The organism is Lactobacillus melliventris, from assembly GCF_013346935.1.
Taxonomy (GTDB): domain Bacteria; phylum Bacillota; class Bacilli; order Lactobacillales; family Lactobacillaceae; genus Lactobacillus.
Genome location: NZ_JAAEEB010000002.1, coordinates 252,199 through 270,891 on the forward strand (window position 1 = coordinate 252,199; position 18,693 = coordinate 270,891).

The 18,693-nt window shown below is 36.3% G+C and carries 13 protein-coding genes; 7 read left to right on the forward strand and 6 right to left on the reverse strand.

Annotated features, from left to right (window positions below):
- Positions 1-64: 64 nt before the first annotated feature.
- The 3 genes from GYV61_RS02720 to GYV61_RS02730 are packed head-to-tail and all read right to left on the reverse strand — an operon-like array spanning position 65 to position 3,301.
- A complete protein-coding gene (locus tag GYV61_RS02720) occupies positions 65-1,516 on the reverse strand; it encodes an FGGY-family carbohydrate kinase (RefSeq protein ID WP_174794680.1) in 1,452 nt (483 codons plus the stop codon).
- Between the two features lie 14 nt (positions 1,517-1,530).
- Positions 1,531-2,475, reverse strand: coding sequence for a transketolase family protein (locus tag GYV61_RS02725; RefSeq protein WP_174794681.1), 945 nt, complete (start codon positions 2,473-2,475; stop codon positions 1,531-1,533).
- Positions 2,468-3,301, reverse strand: coding sequence for a transketolase (locus GYV61_RS02730; protein WP_174794682.1), 834 nt, complete (start codon positions 3,299-3,301; stop codon positions 2,468-2,470). The genes GYV61_RS02725 and GYV61_RS02730 overlap by 8 nt, the downstream gene beginning before the upstream one ends.
- A 135-nt stretch (positions 3,302-3,436) precedes the next feature.
- Between GYV61_RS02730 and GYV61_RS02735 the strand changes: the two genes are divergently transcribed.
- The 7 genes from GYV61_RS02735 (at position 3,437) to GYV61_RS02765 (ending at position 13,199) form a co-directional block, all read left to right on the forward strand.
- A complete protein-coding gene (locus GYV61_RS02735) occupies positions 3,437-4,453 on the forward strand; it encodes a LacI family DNA-binding transcriptional regulator (RefSeq protein ID WP_174794683.1) in 1,017 nt (338 codons plus the stop codon).
- Positions 4,454-4,568: 115 nt separating this feature from the next.
- Positions 4,569-6,014, forward strand: a complete 1,446-nt coding sequence (locus tag GYV61_RS02740; RefSeq protein WP_174794684.1) for an L-fucose/L-arabinose isomerase family protein — start codon at positions 4,569-4,571, stop codon at positions 6,012-6,014.
- Between the two features lie 19 nt (positions 6,015-6,033).
- The gene (locus GYV61_RS02745) at positions 6,034-7,326 is read left to right on the forward strand and encodes a glycoside hydrolase family 140 protein (protein WP_174794685.1); all 1,293 of its coding nucleotides are present in this window, start codon (positions 6,034-6,036) and stop codon (positions 7,324-7,326) included.
- A 164-nt stretch (positions 7,327-7,490) separates the two neighbouring features.
- Positions 7,491-8,360: a PRD domain-containing protein gene (locus GYV61_RS02750; RefSeq protein WP_338084986.1), complete on the forward strand. Its 870-nt coding sequence runs from the start codon at positions 7,491-7,493 to the stop codon at positions 8,358-8,360.
- The gene (locus GYV61_RS02755) at positions 8,347-10,548 is read left to right on the forward strand and encodes a beta-glucoside-specific PTS transporter subunit IIABC (protein ID WP_174794687.1); all 2,202 of its coding nucleotides are present in this window, start codon (positions 8,347-8,349) and stop codon (positions 10,546-10,548) included. The genes GYV61_RS02750 and GYV61_RS02755 overlap by 14 nt, the downstream gene beginning before the upstream one ends.
- 186 nt (positions 10,549-10,734) lie before the next feature.
- Positions 10,735-11,241 (forward strand): O-acetyl-ADP-ribose deacetylase, encoded by a 507-nt coding sequence (locus GYV61_RS02760; RefSeq protein ID WP_174794688.1) that lies wholly within the window; start codon positions 10,735-10,737, stop codon positions 11,239-11,241.
- Between the two features lie 347 nt (positions 11,242-11,588).
- Complete coding sequence (locus GYV61_RS02765; protein ID WP_174794689.1) at positions 11,589-13,199, forward strand: ABC transporter ATP-binding protein; 1,611 nt, start codon at positions 11,589-11,591, stop codon at positions 13,197-13,199.
- A gap of 173 nt (positions 13,200-13,372) precedes the next feature.
- Here GYV61_RS02765 and GYV61_RS02770 read toward each other — a convergent pair whose 3' ends face one another.
- From GYV61_RS02770 to GYV61_RS02780, 3 genes are all read right to left on the reverse strand, one after another.
- Complete coding sequence (locus tag GYV61_RS02770) at positions 13,373-14,989, reverse strand: glycoside hydrolase family 13 protein (RefSeq protein ID WP_174794690.1); 1,617 nt, start codon at positions 14,987-14,989, stop codon at positions 13,373-13,375.
- Between the two features lie 83 nt (positions 14,990-15,072).
- Positions 15,073-16,146 (reverse strand): P1 family peptidase, encoded by a 1,074-nt coding sequence (locus GYV61_RS02775; protein ID WP_174794691.1) that lies wholly within the window; start codon positions 16,144-16,146, stop codon positions 15,073-15,075.
- Between the two features lie 302 nt (positions 16,147-16,448).
- Positions 16,449-18,437, reverse strand: coding sequence for a MucBP domain-containing protein (locus tag GYV61_RS02780; RefSeq protein ID WP_174794692.1), 1,989 nt, complete (start codon positions 18,435-18,437; stop codon positions 16,449-16,451).
- Positions 18,438-18,693 lie beyond the last annotated feature (256 nt).

The window sequence follows — 18,693 nt, forward strand, 5'->3', positions numbered from 1 at the left end:
TTTTTGTGTGGTAATATTTTATGAAATCATTAAGTGGTCATTAACATTAAATTTGTAATAATAGTTAGGCAAGTTTGTTAATCCAATTATGCCATTCTTGGATATAAAAATCAGAGTCACACTGATCCATTTTTGGAGTATAAATAGTTGAATAATTTATTTCTTTAGAATAATGAATTGCATTAATTGCACTACCGAGAGCACTGAGCTCTGAAATTGCGGCAGTTTTAACGTTTCTTTGAGCAATGTTACTCAAATACTGCATTAGATACTGATTGTGAATCATTCCCCCATCAGTATAAATTTCATGGTTGACATGAGGAAATAGCTTTTTGAATTCAGAAAGGATATCTACAATCTGGTAAACTAAGGAATTTAGCGTGGCTTTTATAAGTTCATTTTTACCAGTTGAAGAGGTCATTCCTACAAACGCTGCTTTCATGTTAGGTTTCCAATATGGGGCACCCAATCCAGCAAATGCTGGGATAAGATAAGTGCGATCGTTAGGATTGGCACTAAGAGCTAAATTACTTGTTTCTTCTGGAGACTTGATTAAATTCAAATTATCTTTTAGCCATGTAATGCAAGCTCCTGCGTAATTAATATTGCCTTCAATTACGTACGAGAGCTTGCCATTAAGGGACCAAGCAATAGAAGTATTTAATTTATTATTGATATTGTCTGGTAGTTTTTGCCCGATGTTTAACATAACGGAGGAGCCTGTACCAAAAGTAACTTTAAAATCGCCGGGATTAAAACAGCCCTGAGCAAATAAAGCTGCTTGTGAATCACCTAAAACACTCATTATGGGAATTGGTTGGTCCAGCAAGCCAAATAAGTCTGTGTCACCAAAATAAGCATTTGAATCTACTATTTCAGGTAAATCATCCAATTCAATACCAAAAATTTCTCCTAATTCTTTATCCCAAGTTCCTGTATGGACATTCATTAATTGAGTGCGACACGCATTTGAGGGCTCGGTTTTAAAGCTTTTTCCGTTAGTTAATTGGTAAATTAACCAGCTGTCCATAGTCCCTAGACATAGGTCATTGTCTTGGTGTGCTTGAATAACTCTAGGCTCATTTAAAAGCATCCAGCCCCATTTTGCACCTGTAAAATAGGGTGAAAGGGCTAAGCCAGTTTTTGTTTTGACAGTGTTAACTAATTCAGGATATGAAATACGTTTTATCAATTTTTCTGTTCGATTATCCTGCCACACTATTGTAGGGCAAAGAGGACTACCAGTCTTTTTTGACCAGGCAGCAGCTGATTCACGCTGATTAGTAATTGCTAGCCCTGCGAGTTGATCGGGGCTTATTCTTTTTAGCACCATCTTGAAAAGCTCATTGAGATTATTCTTAATTTCATTTAAATCGTGACTAATCCATCCCTGATCATTAACTATTTGTTTATGCGGTAAATTTGCTTTCCAAACCAGTTGCATATGCTGGTCAAAAAGAATTAATTTAGTTGCTTGGGTACTCTGATCAATAGTTAAAATATATTTTTCAGGCATATAATTACCAGCTTCTATTCTGACAAAAAATCTTTGACTGATTGCTTAATACCCGCAGTATCTACACCGTAGTAGTGAAAGACTTCGTCTTGTGTTCCTTGAATAGCAGGTTCGTCTGGGAAACCTAAAATTCTCAGTTTAGTATGACCATATTTAGCTGCCTCACAAGCTACTGCGGCACCAATACCGTTGATAACATCGTGCTCTTCGACAGTAACCAGATAGTCAAAATTCTGTGCTAATTTAGCAATCATTTCAGTATCAAGCGGCTTAATAGAAGCAAGGTCAACTACTGCTGCATTAATATTATCGTTAGCCAGTTCTTTAGCAGCCTGAAGAGCAAAGTATAAAGTCTCACCTGTGGAAATTAAGCACACGTCTTTACCAGAACGGATTACTTTAGCTTTACCAGGAACGAACTCGAAGTCTTGCTGATAAACGTTGTCAAGCTTGCGTTTACCAATACGAACATATGCTGGCTTATCGGAATTTAACAGATATTTAAATAATGCCCGAATTTGGTATTTATCACATGGTTGATAAACTTCAAGATCGGGAATTGCTCGAGTGATTGCTACATCATTAAGAGAGTGGTGAGTGTTACCCAGCCAAGTGTATGAATTACCGCCTGAAATACCAATTAGCTTGACATTATTGCGATTAAATGCCACGTCAACTTTTACCTGTTCGATTGACCGCATTGCCAGAAAAGATGCTGGAGAAAAAACATAGGGATGTTTGCCTTCATGAGCCATTCCGGCGGCAACTGTTACCGCATTTTGCTCTGCTATGCCCATTTCTATAGTTCTGTCGGGATGAGTGTTAGTAAATGGCACTAAACCGGCTGAACCACGGGAATCACAAGTGATAACTATTAGATTAGGATCTGTAATTGTTGCCTGATCTAATGTTTGAGCAATAACTGTATTTGCAGTTAATTTTTCATCTAACTTAGTCATTATTTAAAGCCTCCATTTGTGCGTCAAATTCTTTTAGCCCTTCTTTGTATTCAGCTGTACTTGGAATCTTATGATGCCAATCTGCTCTGTTTTCAGCCATCGAAATGCCTTTGCCTTTAACGGTATTAGCGATAATCAAGCGTGGTTTATTAGTGTTATTTGGTTTGGTTAAAATATTGACTAAGTCATTCATGTTATTGCCGTTAACTTCTGCAACATCCCAGTTAAACGCTAAATATTTATCACTTAACGGATTGGAACGCATTACAGAATCGGTAGTGCCTGAAATTTGTAAGTCATTATGATCAATAATAGCCACTAAGTTGTCTAAATTATAGTTTCCTGCAGCCATTGCTGCTTCCCAGACAGATCCTTCTGCTTGCTCACCATCGCCCATTAAAACGTAAACATGTTTACTAGATTGGTTCATTTTAGCTGCAAGGGCGACTCCAACACCTAAACCTAATCCATGACCAAGAGAACCTGTATGAAACTCCATTCCTTTAACTTCAGTTGTAGGATGACCAATATAAGGGCTGTTAAAGGTTGAATATCTCTTTTCAAGATCACCACGTTCAATATAGCCTTTATCCGCTAATATTTCGTACCAGATTTCTACTGCGTGTCCTTTACTTTGAATGTATGTATCAATATTTTTTTCGCCAATATTTTCCGCATTTTGATTCATTACTTCATAATATAAAGCGACTAAAATATCAGTACAGGATAAATCAGAACCGGTATGACCATTTTGGTGATTGTAAATTAACTGCCACGTTCTTCTACGAAGTTCAACAGCTTTCTTTTTTAATTCAAGTTTATCCATAAAAACACCTCATTAGTTAATAAATACTTGTAATTGCTTACAATAATAGGTTATCATGTTTATATCTAATTTAGTTGCACTGATTAGTTAGTTTAGTTTAAGTTAGTAAAATTAGATGTTAAAGAGATGATTTTTTTGAATCTAAAAATGAGCGACATTGCTAAAATGGCAGGGGTCTCTAAAGCTGCTGTGTCTTTTGCGTTAAATGGGAAGCCAGGCGTGAGTGAAGAGACAAGGAAAAAAATTTTTAAAGTGATTAAGGATCATGGATATGAGCCATTACGTAAACATAAAAGAGGCGGAGTGCGCAAATTAGCCAGTATTAGCTTGATAATCATTCGGGATAAAACTGGAATGATGAATCGTAGTTATGCCAGCTTACCTTTTTTTGATGCTTTGGTTTCTAAATTAACTCAAAATGTTGGCGGCTTTGGCGGTCAGGTTCAAATAGTACAATTAGATATAAATCATTTGCACGATGACTTAAACAAAAATAAGGCCTTATCGCAATCAAAGGCCTCGATTGTTTTAGCAACTGATCTGAATAAGAATCAAATTGAATTATTAAACAAAAACCTAAAAAACGTGATTTTTATTGATAATTATTTTGAAAACGTAAATGCTGATTTTGTGTCAATAGACAATTTTCAAGGAGCTTATCAGGCTGGCAAGTATATTTTAGAAAAAGGCTATCATAGAATAGGTTACGTAGCTTCTAACCACATTATTTCTAATTTTTTACAAAGAAGATCAGGATTTAGAAGAGCACTAAAAGAAGAAAAAATTGATATCCCACCTGAATTTGTTTATAGTCTGAACCCTACCAAACTAATGGGTGATTTACCTGAATTTTTGCGTTTAGGCAAAAAAATTCCGGATGCATTATTTTGCGAAGATGATTATATGGCTTTGCGCTTATTAAAAGAACTTACACAAAGAGGGATAAAAATTCCTGAAGATATTGCAATCATGGGTTTTGATGATATTTTTGAAGATACAATGGTTACACCGGAATTAACCACGATACATGTTCCGATCACCCAAATAATCAGTCAAACCATTAATCAGTTGCAAAGTAAAGTTGCGGATCGAAATTGGTTGCCCCAAAAATGTTTTATTTCAACCAGATTGGTTAAAAGAAAGTCATTATAAAAAAATGTAGTTTAGCTTAATTAAGTAAATGAAGTATTGAATAGTCTACTAGTTTAGTTTATATTTTGCTTTGTAAGCGAATACACAATATAAATAAATTAGGAGGCTATTTTTGATGGTAAGTAAACAAGGCTTGCAAAAAATAAAAATTGGATTTGTTCCAACTCGCAGAAACATTTTTTCAGCAACTGCCGCCATTGAGTTTGCTGATAAAACGCGTAAAAAGTTAGATGAGTTAGGGGTGAATTATGTTGATATCAAAGAAGTGAATGCTGATGGACTTCTTTATGATGATAAGGGATTGGAAAAGATTACAGCAAAATTTAAGAAAGCCAATATTGACGGTCTGTTTATAGCGAATGAAAATTTTGGTACTGAATATGAAGTCGCTCGTTTGGCCGCAAAATTTGATGTTCCTGTTCTTCTCTGGGGACCTAAGGATGAAGCTCCGGCAGCAGATGGTTCACGGCAGAGAGATACACAATGCGGCTTATTCGCAATTGGTAAAGTTCTAAGACATTTCAATGTTCCTTTTACATACATCAGAAATAGTGATATTTCTGATCCGACTTTTAGTAAAGGAGTAATTGATTTTATTAAGGTATGCAACGTAGTAAAGACGTTTAAAAATACCAGAATTTTACAGATCGGTCCTAGGCCGTTTGATTTTTGGTCAGTAATTGTAAATGAGGGTGAACTGTTGGAAAAATTTGGCATTCAGCTTTCACCTATTCCATTAGGAGAGCTTACTTCCTATATGAATGATCTGATTGAAAATAATGATTCACGTATTGCTGAAACTAAGAAAATTTTTAGAAAATGGGCTGACATTGAAATTAAGGAAGAAGACTTTACTAAAGTTGCAGCTCTAAAACTGGCTATGCAGGATAAAATGAAGCAATATGGCTGCAATTGCGGGACTATTCAATGTTGGACTGAATTGCAGCGTGAAATAGGTATTTTGCCATACGCTTCTGAGGCGTTACTACAAACAGAAGGAATGCCAGTAACATGTGAAACGGATATTAATGGCGCTATTTCAGAAGTATTGGTAGAATCAGCAACTCTGGGGGACGAAAAAGCATTGTTTGCAGACGTTAACTGTCGCCACCCTGAAAATAAAAATGGTGAATTGTTACAACATTTGGGCACCTTTGCTTTTCAAACTGCCAAGAACCGTCCGGTTCTGCCCCCTTCACACTTCGTTTTTGATTATCCTGGTTCAGCTGCATTTGAGGTCAAGGATGGCACGTATACTTTAGTAAGGTTTGATGGCGATCACGGAAAATATTCACTGCTCTTAGGGAATGCTAAAACGTGTTCTGGTCCTTATGAACAGGGAACATATGCCTGGTTTGAATTTAAAGATCTTAACAGGTTTGAAGCCAAGTATGTTTACGGGCCATATATTCATCACATGGCTGGAGTGCGAGCCGATGTTGTACCGATACTTGCTGAAGCATGTAAATATATCAATGTTACACCGGATTATTTTGATCCAATACAAGATAAAGTTGCAGCGTATTGGTATGGTGACTGTGACACAATTTTAGATAATTAATAAATTATTGGAGGAAATCATGTTAAAGGCAAAAGGTAAATATTTATTTAATGATGATAAACGATTTTTTTACTTAGCAGACACTTGCTGGGGTGCATTTAGCAGCATTGAAATGCCTGATTGGCGTTATTATCTTGATACTCGCAAATCAGAAGGTTTCAATGTCATTCAGATTAATACATTGCGGCAGTGGGATTCAAGTGCACCATTACCAAATAGAGAACCTTTCGCAGTTACTGAGTATGATAATGGCAGTTATGAATATAATTTTGCAGAAATAAATAAAAAGTATTTTAATAACGCTAAAAACATGCTCCAAGAAATGAAAGAAAGGGGAATGACCCCGGCATTAGTTCTATTGTGGGGGAATTATGTTCCAGGAACATGGATGAGTAAATTTGTTAAAAATAATACGATGCCTTTTGACCAAATTGAGCCCTATGTGACCTATGTAGTTAAGGAATTTAAACAATTCAACCCAATTTGGTTCATAAGTGGAGATGTTGGGTTTACAGATAATGGTAAGCAAGATCCGTCAATTGCAACTAAATATTATAGGGAAGTGCTAAAAGCAGTAAAAGCAGCAGATCCTGATGGCCTGTTTACATTTCATATTAATGGTGAAAGTCATGATTTACCGCAAGAATTTGTTAAACAAATTGATTTTTACAGTTATCAATCAGGTCATGGTTATACGGGTCAGAATACTGCTTTTACAATTCCGCTTTCTTTACGTGGCTCTCAAGATTTTCAGGGTCCTATTATAGACACTGAACTCTGTTATGAAGGGCTAACTAAAATGAATGCACCTACACCTGAACGTTATAGTGCTTTTGAAGTGCGAAAAGCAGCGTGGAGAGCTGTATTATCGGGTGCAGATGCAGGATTGGGCTATGGTACATTCGGTATTTGGCCTTGGAATGATACAGTTAGACCGGAACAGAAACTTGAACCTAACTTTAATGTTCAGTTAGTACCATATGATTGGCGTGATTGTTTGAAATTTCGCGGGGCAAAAGATATGGGCTTTCTGAAAAACTTCATTTTAAAATATGCTCCAGAGGGATTGGAACCTCTTAAACAAGGCATTAAAGATAATTCTTCAGTTAGGGTAGCGGAATCAAGTCATTATATTTTTATTTATCTGCCGATAGCAGGTATTGTTAATTTTTCTCAGTTAGGATTAAAAGTGGACCACTGTAAATTAATTGATTTGAAAGAACATACTGTAATGGATGGTAAAATCCAGAATAATACGTTAAAGTTGTTACCAATTACGGAAGATGGACTAGTTGTTATTAATAAAGATTAACTTAATTAGACTAAAATAATAATCATATTTAAGTCATCAACTGAAATCGATTTCAAATATGCTATACTAAAATTGAAATAAATCATCGGATTGTTACATTAAGTTGGCAAGACCATATTGAACTATATTTTGGCTCTTTTGGTCTTGCTCTTTTTTTGAAAGGCGTGAATATCTTGATCGTAATTAAAAGAGTACTAAACAATAATGCTGTAGTTGCACAAGATAATCATGGTCAAACGATAGTAGCATTAGGCGCAGGTATTGCGTTTCAACGTAAGGCGGGACAGACTATACCTCCAGAAAAAATTGAAAAATGTTTTTATCCTAAAAATAAAGAAGTAACAAATTCAATTAGTGAAACCTTAGCTCAAATCGAACCGCAATATATTGAATTATCTGATCATATTATTTCTGAAACTGCTGCCAGTTCTGGAAAACAAATGAGTGATGATATCTATATTTCATTACCTGACCATTTGCAATTTGCTGTAGAACGTATAAAAAGGGGAATTCCGATCCAAAATAAGCTGACTCTTGAAACTATGCAAACGTATCCGGATGAATTTCAGATAGGCAAACGCGTTTTAAATTATTTGACGAAAAAAACTAGGTTAGTTTTTCCTGATGATGAAGCAACTAATATTGCTATGCATTTGATTACCGCAGAAGAAGGTGATTCTCTAGAAAATACGGAAGGTACAATCGAGTTAATCAACAGGTTCATAAAAATTATTGAACAAATGCTTAATAAAAGTATCAACCCTCAATCTGTATCTTACTATCGCTTGGTAACTCACTTAAAATTTTTTATTCAGAGAATAAGAAAGAATGAAGTACAAGAGTTACCCCTTGATAAAGATTTATATAACATGATTGTGCATAGTTACCATAAAGAATATATCATTGCACAGCGAATTGCGGGCATTATTTTATCAGACTATGATTACAAAACTTCGGAGGATGAAATAATGTTTTTGACAATACATATTCATAGAGTAAATTTCACAGAAAGTGATGTTAATGAACAGATATGAAGAAGTAGCTCAAGCTATTTTGAAAGCGGTTGGTGGTAAAAACAACATTGCAGAAGCTTTTCACTGTGTAGCTAGAATCAGACTTTTTTTAAAGGACCCAAGAAAAGTTGTTGATTCTGAGCTGCAACAAATTCCAGAAATATATGAGTTTAATTTTACTGAACAGCAACTGCAAATCTTAATAGGAAATGATGTTAACCAATACTATGAGTCATTAATGAAATACATTAATAGCAATAAAGATTATTCCAATATAAAGAAAGGAAAAATAAAAATGTCGCGTTCAATCGAAAGGGATAAAAAACTAGCTGACCAAATAGTTGAACTAGTTGGCGGTAAAAGTAACATCAGTAGTTTAATCCACTGCGTTACTCGTTTGCGTTTTAAATTAAAGGATGAAAATAAAGCAAATGATGAGGCCATTAAAGAATTAAATGGTGTAATGGGAGTAGCACATGCAGGTGGTCAATATCAAGTTATCATTGGTAATAATGTTGCAGATATTTATGATCAAATCATACCTTTATTAGATACAAATATTAAAGAGAAAACTTCTGATAATGAAGAGGGTAATACTAATATTTTTAACCGGTTTATTAAACTGCTAACCAGAATATTTACACCTTTTTTGGGAACTTTAGCTGCCGCAGGTGTATTAAAAGGCTTTTTGGTTTTACTAACTGTACTGCATGCTCTTAGTGCCAAAAGTGGTACATATCTGATTTTAAATGCTGCAGGAGATGCTCTATTTTACTTTTTACCAATAATGGTTGGTTTTTCTACAGCAAGGGCGTTTAAGATAAATGAATTTGTTGGAGCTGTGATTGGTGGAGCCCTATGTTATCCGGCTTTAGTGGCAGCCTATCAGGCAAAGCAAAGTATTGATTTTTTAGGTATACCCGTAGTCTTGATGAGTTATCCGCAGACATTAATACCGGCAATTGTAGCGGTCTGGCTTGCTTCTATTTTATATAAGTTTTTGAATAAATATTTGCCAGCTTCTCTCAAACTGATTTTTACACCTTTAATAACAATAGCTGTTTCCGTACCGCTTACTTACTTAGTAGTTGGACCGATTACGTCCTGGCTTAGTCAAGGCCTGGCCAGCATTGTGCTATGGGTCTATGCTCGTGCAAGCGTACTAGCTGGATTTGTTTTAGCAGGAATTTGGCAAGCAGTAGTATTAATGGGATTACACTGGGCATTTATTCCGATCTTTTTAAATAATATTGCTACTAAGGGTTTTGATCCAATTAATGCCATGCTTTATTGTACAGTTTTTGGACAAACCGGTGCAGCACTGGCAATGGTTATTAAAGCTAAAGATGTTAAATTTAAAGAAGTTGGTTGGCCGGCTATTATTTCTGGTTTCTTAGGTATTACTGAACCAATCATTTACGGTGTCACTTTACCACATAAAAAATCATTTATTTTTGGTTCTATTGGTTCTGCCTTTGGCGGGGCAATCGCTGCTATTGCAAATGCAAAAATGTTTGGTGGTTTTGCCTCAGGTGGTATCTTTGGTATTCCAATGTTCATTGATCAAAAGGCTGGAATTAATTTTAGTTTTATAGGTTTTTGCCTATCACTTATTGCAGCATTTGTCATTGCATTTATTATTACTTTTATTTGGGGCGATAAGGTAACTTCTGGTGATGATAATAAAAAGCAGGTTCAGTTGACGGAAGTAAAGGACGAAAGTATTAATGCTCCTGTTTCTGGAACTGTCGTTGAACTAAATCAAGTTAAAGATGATGTGTTTTCGGCTGGAACAATTGGTAAAGGTATAGCAATTATGCCAGATAATGATGAAGTACGTGCTCCATTTGCCGGCAAAATTGTTTCGGTTTTCCCAACTAAACATGCTATTGGTTTAAAATCAGAAAATGGTGTAGAGTTACTTATTCATTTGGGAATAGATACTGTTAATCTTTCTGGAAAGTATTTTTCCTCAAAAGTTGTGGACGGTCAAAAAGTGGAAAAAGGTGATTTACTGGAAACTTTTGATCGGGCTAAAATACAGAAAGCAGGATATGATACAGTAGTTCCTGTTATAGTTACAAATAGTGTGGATTTTGATGAGATAATAATTGAAAAGAAATCGGGAACTCACGTTGGGTTCACAGATCAATTGTTGATGGCCGCAGTTGACCAAGAAAAGAGGGCAGCCAGAGCTGTTCCTGCTTAAATATTGAATAAAGCTGAACAATGAAGTTTTAAAAAAGATAATGATAATAATCCAGATTAGTAAAAATATCAATTTATAGGATATACTTAGTAAGGATTAGAAAAATGCGGCTCTTAGGAATCGCATTTTTTTGTTTGGTTAAAAAATCTTTTTAGGTTTAGAATGAAATAAAAAGAGGCTATGCTTATGGAAAATATCAAAATTATTCAAGGCGACATTACTAAATTAACTATAGATGCAATTGTTAATGCCGCAAACAAGTCTTTATTAGGTGGCTTGGGCGTTGATGGTGCAATACACCAGGCAGCTGGACCAGAACTGCTGGCCGAGTGCAGGCAGCTTCATGGCTGTGAAACAGGTCAGGCTAAGATTACCAAAGGATATCAGCTGCCTGCTAAATTTGTCATTCATACTGTGGGACCAATTTATTCAGGTTCTAAGCAAGATAATGAGTTATTAAAGGACTGTTACATAAACTCGTTAGATTTAGCTAAAGATCATAATCTGCATAGCATTGCTTTTCCGGCTATTTCTACTGGAGCTTACGGTTTTCCTGCTGCACCAGCCGCCCATATTGCTTTTGCAGCCGTGCATGATTGGCTCCTAGAGCATTCTGATTATCAAATTGAAGTTATTATGTGTGCCTTTGATGCCAAAACGGCAGAGTTATACCGAGCAGAAGTTAAAAAATAGGCTTGCGTATAAATTAAGAAGGTTATTTTCAATTGTTTTTCAAAAATTAATCTTACTAATGTCGAGCTATCCCTTTAACTTCTTTATTAAATTATAATTAACTTGTCTATAAAATAATAACCAAGCCAGTAATATGACTTGGTTTTTTATATAAAAACAGTTCTGAAAGTTGCCTAACTATAAACGTTCATTAGTTTGCTGGACCTCGACTACTGGTAGAGTGTTGCCAATTTCGTAGTTGAGAGGCAGGACAAGCTAAAATTAATGCTAGATAAGCTTGAGTAAAAATGAAAAAAGTAATATTATTAATTAAAAATATTAATAAAAAATAAAAAATTAGGAGGAATATGCCTTTAATCAAATATTTTAAAAGAGCTAAGTGGCAAATTAGTATAGTAATTGCCTTAACTGTTATTAATTCCGGCTTTTCAACACTTGCAGGAATTGCCAGTGCGAATGCCCTAACTCAGGTCACCAAACTGCATGCACGGCTATTTTTTATTTGGGTTACAATTATGGCTATTGCCTATATCATGTATGCAGTCTTTACCTACTTAATTTCAGTCAATAAAGCTAAATTAAAGCAGCAAATTGACCTGCTGATTCGGCAGGATGTAGCACAAAAGTTGTCCCAATCGGATTATCAGTCTTTTCATCAGCAAACTACTGCAACTTACGCATCATGGCTAACGAATGATATTAACACGATTAATGACTTTGGCGTAGACGACTTGATGATGATTGTGCAACAAATTAGCGAAATCTTGCTGGGAGCAGTCACTTTAGCATATTTTCAGGTCAGCTTACTTGCCACTGTTGTTATCTTAACTGCAATTATGGCAGTGGTACCTAATTTGTTTTCAAAATGGTTATCTAAACGTTCCCTTGAATTCTCCCATGCGCAAGAACGGTTGGTTAATAAAATTAATGATGTCCTGAATGGCTTCAATACTTTATTTTTAGCAAATTTACCCCAAGTAATTATTAAAAGAATTAATCAGGGATCTGAAGATGTAAAGAAAAATGCTGTTGATTACGTTAAGGCAGCTGGGTTCACTCAATCATTTACCAATTGTATTGCTTATTTAAGTCAAGTAGTTGTTTTAGCTCAAAGCGGTTATTTAATTTTGCGGCATCTTACCCCGGTGGGAACTATTAGTGGTGCGCAATATTTTGCTGGTACAATTTTTGCCGAATTAAGCGGTATTAGCTTTAACTGGCAGGAATTTAGATCACTAAAACCAATTATGGATAAGCTGGCAAATATTAAAACGGTCACGCAACCTGATCAAAAAACTGAAATTGCTGCCAGTCAAATTCAAATTAAGGGTCTTTCATATACATATCAGGGGAAGAACCAACCAATTTTAGACAATCTGAATTTAACTATTGAAGAAGGGAAAAAGTACCTCTTGCTCGGTGATTCTGCTGCAGGCAAATCAACACTGCTTAATATTATTAGTGGTCTGCTAAAAAATTATACTGGTACGCTTAAATTGGGTGGCATAGACTATGCTAAAATAACTGACAGCCAGTTGCATCGAGTAATTTCTTATGTCGAACAAACGCCCTATATTTTCGCGGCAAGTTTAAAATGGAATTTAACTTTGGGGCAAAAGGTTGCTCCTGCAAAGCTAAACCAGGTCATTGCAGCATGTGGCATTGATAAAATAATTGCCCATCTTCCAGCTGGCGTCAACACGATACTGGCAAATCAGGGGTCTAATTTATCTGGTGGGCAAAAGCAGAGAATTGCACTTGCACGGGCACTTTTGCGTGATACACCAGTGTATCTTTTTGATGAGGCGACTTCATCATTAGATAAAGCGGCCAGCATTTCCTTGGAAAAGTTGATTTTAGCTCAGAAAAATAAAACCGTTGTTTTAGTAACACATCATCTACAAAAAGAAACAGCTGACTTATTTGACGGAAATATTATTTTAGATAATAGGTTGTGAAACTGAATTCAAAGCCCTATTTGTGGTAAAGTGACGGCAAAGTGACGGCAAAGTTTCACCAGTGACAGTTTTATTTAATTGCTAAATCTTATTTCGATAATTTAGCCACAATAATACCCCCAAATTTAGGATAAATTTTGGAGGTTATTTTCACATAAATAAAGTTTCCATTATTATTTTACAATCATGGCAAAGGCTTCATATGGCCTTAAGTTAATGTTGTTAAGTGATTGCGGTGCATTATAGTTACTGATTAAAACTTGGTCAATTTTATCTGGTGCAGAAAACTGTTCGGCACTACCAGTCAAATTGGCAACGACTAACCAGCGCTCGCCAGCAAGTTCACGATAATATGCCAAGACATTAGGACTTGCAAGAACAGGTGTAAAGCTGCCATTAGTGATAATTTCGTTTTTATGACGTAATTTAATGAGTTTTTGATAGGTATAAAAAATTGATTGTGGGTCCGCCAAAGCAGCTTGAACGTTAATATCCTGATAATTAGGATTAAGTGCCAGCCAAGGCTTACCAGTAGTAAAGCCAGCAGCTTTAGCTGTTGACCATTGCATCGGTCTGCGGGCATTGTCGCGTCCTTTGGCGTTGATTGACCTGATAAGTTCTTCTTTGGTATAACCTTGCTTGATTCGCTCATTATACATATTGATACTCTCGAGGTCTTCAATTTCTGAAATATCTTTGACCGGGCAGTTAGTCATACCAATTTCTTCACCATTATAAATATATGGTGTACCACGCATTAAATGTAAGGCAATGGCAAACATTTTGGCAGATTGTACGCGGTATTTACTGTCATCACCCCAACGTGAAATAACACGGGGAATATCATGATTTTCCCAAAACAAACTGTTCCAACCATGGTTATAATCTATTTGTGTCTGCCATTTAAGCAAGACTTCTTTAAGATCACTGGCTTTAAACGGCTTGAGATCCCACTTTGGCTTTCCCGGTTGTTTATCAATATTTTGATCTTCAAACTGAAAAATCATAGAGAGTTCATGCCGAGCGGGATCTGAATATTTGCGGGCGCTGTCAAGGTCGGCACTCCAAGTCTCGCCAACAGTGACTACGTCGCGGTTAGCTAAAACAGCCTGGTTCATTTCCTGAATATAATGATGAAGTTGTGGACCATTTTCGCGAATTTTACGATCAGGTTCCTTGCCAATCAGTTCGATTACGTCCATCCGGAAACCGCCAATGCCTTTATCAAGCCAGAAGTTCATCATATCGTATATTTTGTGCCGTAATTGCGGATTTTGCCAATTCAAATCTGGTTGTTGCGGGGCAAAAAAGTGTAAGTAATACTGGCCTGTTTGATCATCAAATTGCCAAGCAGAACCTGAAAAGTCAGATTTTAAATCATTGGGTTCATGGCCAGCAACAGGATCACGCCAGATATAAAAGTCCCGGTAAGGATTATCTTTACTTTTGCGTGCTTCAATAAACCACTGGTGTTGATCAGAAGTATGATTAACAACTAAGTCCATAATGATCCGAATGCCGCGTTTTTTAGCCTCACTAATCAACTTATCCATGTCTTGCATAGTGCCATATTGCGGATCAATTGCTTCATAATCAGCAATATCATAGCCATTATCGACGCCGGGAGATTGATAAATTGGCGAAAGCCAAATTGCATCGATCCCCAATTTTTGTAAATAATCCAAGTGACTAATAATGCCGGGTAGGTCTCCGATACCATCCCCATTGCTATCTTGGAAGGACTTGGGATAAATTTGATAAATTACTGCATTTTTCCACCAAGGTGTCATATTAACTCTCCTTTGCAATCGCTAACATTATCTGTTAATTATAACACTGCAGAATAATGAGAATTAATGTTACCGGTATCTAATTAAAGTCCTAAATCTGAGCGTAATTGCAGCGCTTCTTCATCATTGTCCAGCTGCAATAGAGCATCTTTTAAGCATAACATTGGCTTGCCGTCACGATCTGGTGTTGTTTGTGCGTGAGCCAAAGAACTGAGAATGGCTTCATTAACTATATCAACTGTAATCCTAAAGTAGCGGTCAATTTTGTCATCAGTAATTGCCTGAATTGTGCTTAATTCGTGGTCAGGGAAATGACTTACACGGTTGGCGGTAGAAAAGGCTAGGGTAACTTCACCGCTGCCATTACCACTAAAGGAGCCAGTGCGTGTAATGCCAATACCAGAACGCTTGGCAATGCGTTTTAATTGTCTCGAGTTAAACGGAATATCGGTAGCAATTATTGTGATAATGCTGCCTTTTTCCTTACTATCCTTGTTATCAACAAACTTTTTACCAATAGCATGGCCGTAAATATTAAGATCAGTGCTAAGACCGAAATTGGACATGACTAGCGCGCCCATTGTAAAGGTTTTACCGTCAATCTCGACTTGCCTTGATGCAGAGCCAATACCACCTTTGAGTTCATAGCAGCGCATACCTGTACCGCCACCAACGCCTCCTTCAGCGAAATCAGTTTTAGCAGTGACAAAAGCATCGTTAACGTCATCTTCAGTGACACCCAAATCGCGAATATGATTAATTGAGCTGTCATTACATTCCATAATGATTGGGTTAACGCTGCCAGTTGAAAGGCCAATTTCAGGGTTTTCGGCCAGCATTCTTTTGACTAAAGCTGTCGAGGCAGTGCCAACGCTGAGAGTATTGGTTAAGACCAGAGGCGTTTCGATTGTACCTAGTTCGTTAATTTGAATTAGACCTGTACTTTTGCCAAAGCCGTTAATCACATGTGTAGCAGCTGGCATTTTTTCCCGAAAAATGTTATCTGGGCAAGGGCTGATTACAGTGACACCGGTTCTGAGTCTATCAGTGACAATTGTCTTGTGGCCAACTGTAACTCCGGCAACGTCTGTAATTAAGTTTTTTGGTCCAGGCTTAGTATCGCTAAGCGCAAATAAAAGTGGTTTGTTAAGTCCCATTTTTACTCCTTTTGTTATTAAAAATTTTCTTCTCTTATTAAAACGGTTCGTTAATTTTTATGCAAGACAAAAACAACTCTACAAAGGCAATCTAACGCAAGAGTAGGTAGTCAACAAAGCATAGCGAATAACTTTTGGCCACAACAATTTCCACAATCTGCTAGCCAGGATCGGATTGACAGAAAACAAGGCAAAGAAAAAGAACCAAACAGTTTATTAACGGTTTGATTCTTTTCGTTTAATCTTTTTCAACTGGATTTGACAGAGAGCCAGAACTTTTCTATTTAATTATTTTTAAATTGCTAAAAATTAGCTTTTTTAATATAACGATTCTTACCAACAATATAGTATAACTTATGATTAATTTTAATAGCTCCACCATATGTTGTTATCGTATATTTCTTTTTCAATAACTTGCGGCCCAAGCGTTTAGCTTTCTTAGTGTAGATGTAAGCATTATGCTTCAATTTACGGTTTACCCCAGTTATATTAACTGCTTTAACAAAGTCATTATTGCCTAAATCATAGTATTTTTTGCATTGAATTAGCTTAGTACTATAAGTTTTGACCGTTTCACCAGCAAAATACTCACCCTTTTTACGGACGCCATTTTCATCATAAACATATGAATTGTGGAAAACAGTTCTTGTAACAGGACTTAAACCAGAAACATTTTTAGTGTAAATGTAAGTAATGTCTTGATTTTGATCACTGTAAAAGCCGGTAGCATTATCAGGCCTGGTTTTTAGCGTATAGCCAGCAATTTCTACAGGAGAGGTAATATAGCCATCACCGACATTCCCCTGTAATACCGCATCAGGTGCAAGCTTATTGCCGCTTTCATCTTGATAATGAACAATCACATTCGCGGCTTTGACTGGGATTGAAGCGGCTGGAGTAGAAGGGACGGATACGGGAACAGCGGAATAAATAAACTTGACACTTTGCGGCTGATCAGTGAAAAAGCCAGTAGCGTTAGCGGGAATTTCCTTGATAACGTAACCTGGAATTGTTTTAGGTGTCAATTTATAGCTGTTACCGATTTTACCATTTAAACTTGTTTCATCCGCAATAGGCTTGCCATCAGTATCTAAATAAAAAGCCTTAATAGCTGCACCCGGACGGATATACGTGTCATCAATTCCTTGGGACGCTAAATCATTGGAATTCAATTTCTGGTTTGCTTGTGGTGCGTCTTCAGTGCCATTGCCAACATTAACCCATGTTCCTGGAGTATCAAGATATGACTCGTTAATATGGGTACTTTTACCCAGTTTAAGGGTGTTCAATTTAGTAAGTCCATTTAACATATAACCCTTGTCAATACCGGGATCTATGACGAAACTGCTGAGATCAAGTTCTTTTAAGTTACCACAATTAGTAAACATACCCATCATATCGTTTACTTTAGAAGTGTCAAAGGATGATAAGTCTAACTTGGTTAAGCTGGAACAATCTTCAAAAGCCCTTATCATGTTGGTAACATTACTAGTATTAAATTTGCTAAGGTCTAGAGCAGTTAAACTGGAGCACCCACTAAACATGAATTTCATACTGTTTACATTAGCTATTGTGAATTTAGGTGAAAACTTAATGCTCTGCAAATTTTCACAACCTTGAAACATGCCTTCTACATATTGTGTATTGGTGGTATCAAAGCCGGACAAATCCAGGCCAGTCAATTTACCGCAATCTTCAAACATATAAAGCATATTAGTAACTTTGGGAGTTTGTAAATCACCAATGCCGTCTATGCTGGTTAAATTTTTACAATTTGCAAACATGTACCTCATGTCAATGGTATCAGATGTATCAAGATTTTTTAGACCGGTAATTTTAGTTAAATTAGGTAAGCCCCTGAACATTTCTGCAGCCGAATTAACTTTTAATTGACCAGTAAACTTCACTTCCTGAATATCATCTTTGTTAATGCCATTAATATAGGCCATAGATCCAGGTTGAGTAACACTGCCGCCGGGAACAGTAACTACGTGGTTGCTATAAGTGACGTCGAGGTTTCCCCATTTAAAAGTATTAGGAGCTAAATCTTGAAATTGAGGCTCCTCTGGAGTGTTAACTTTTGGTTGATTGTTTGTGGTAGATTTAGGAGAAGCAACTTTATTGTTAACAGAATTTTTACCAGCAACAGTTTGCTTGGTAAGGGATGAAGGCATTGTCTCATCGGCTTTGACTGTCTTAGGGGTCATGGCTAATAAGCTTAAGCTGGCAGCAGCAATGCTAAAGTACACTAATGAAGTTTCTGCTTGCTTAGAATTCTTTTTCTTCCTCATGTTACTATTCCTTCTTCAACAATAAAATAAATGTATACATGATTAATATTTAGCTTATACTTTATTACAGGTATTATACATCCTTTTAGTTTATTAACATAATTTATACACTTTTATTTGAAAAGAACAAATAGTTAATTTGATTAATAAATTGCCAAGCTGGCTTGCTTACTCACTAAGAGTTATTATGCCAAGCAAAAAGAAACCCGATTAGCAGCGACACCTACTAATTGGGTTTCTTTATTTATGAAAAGTA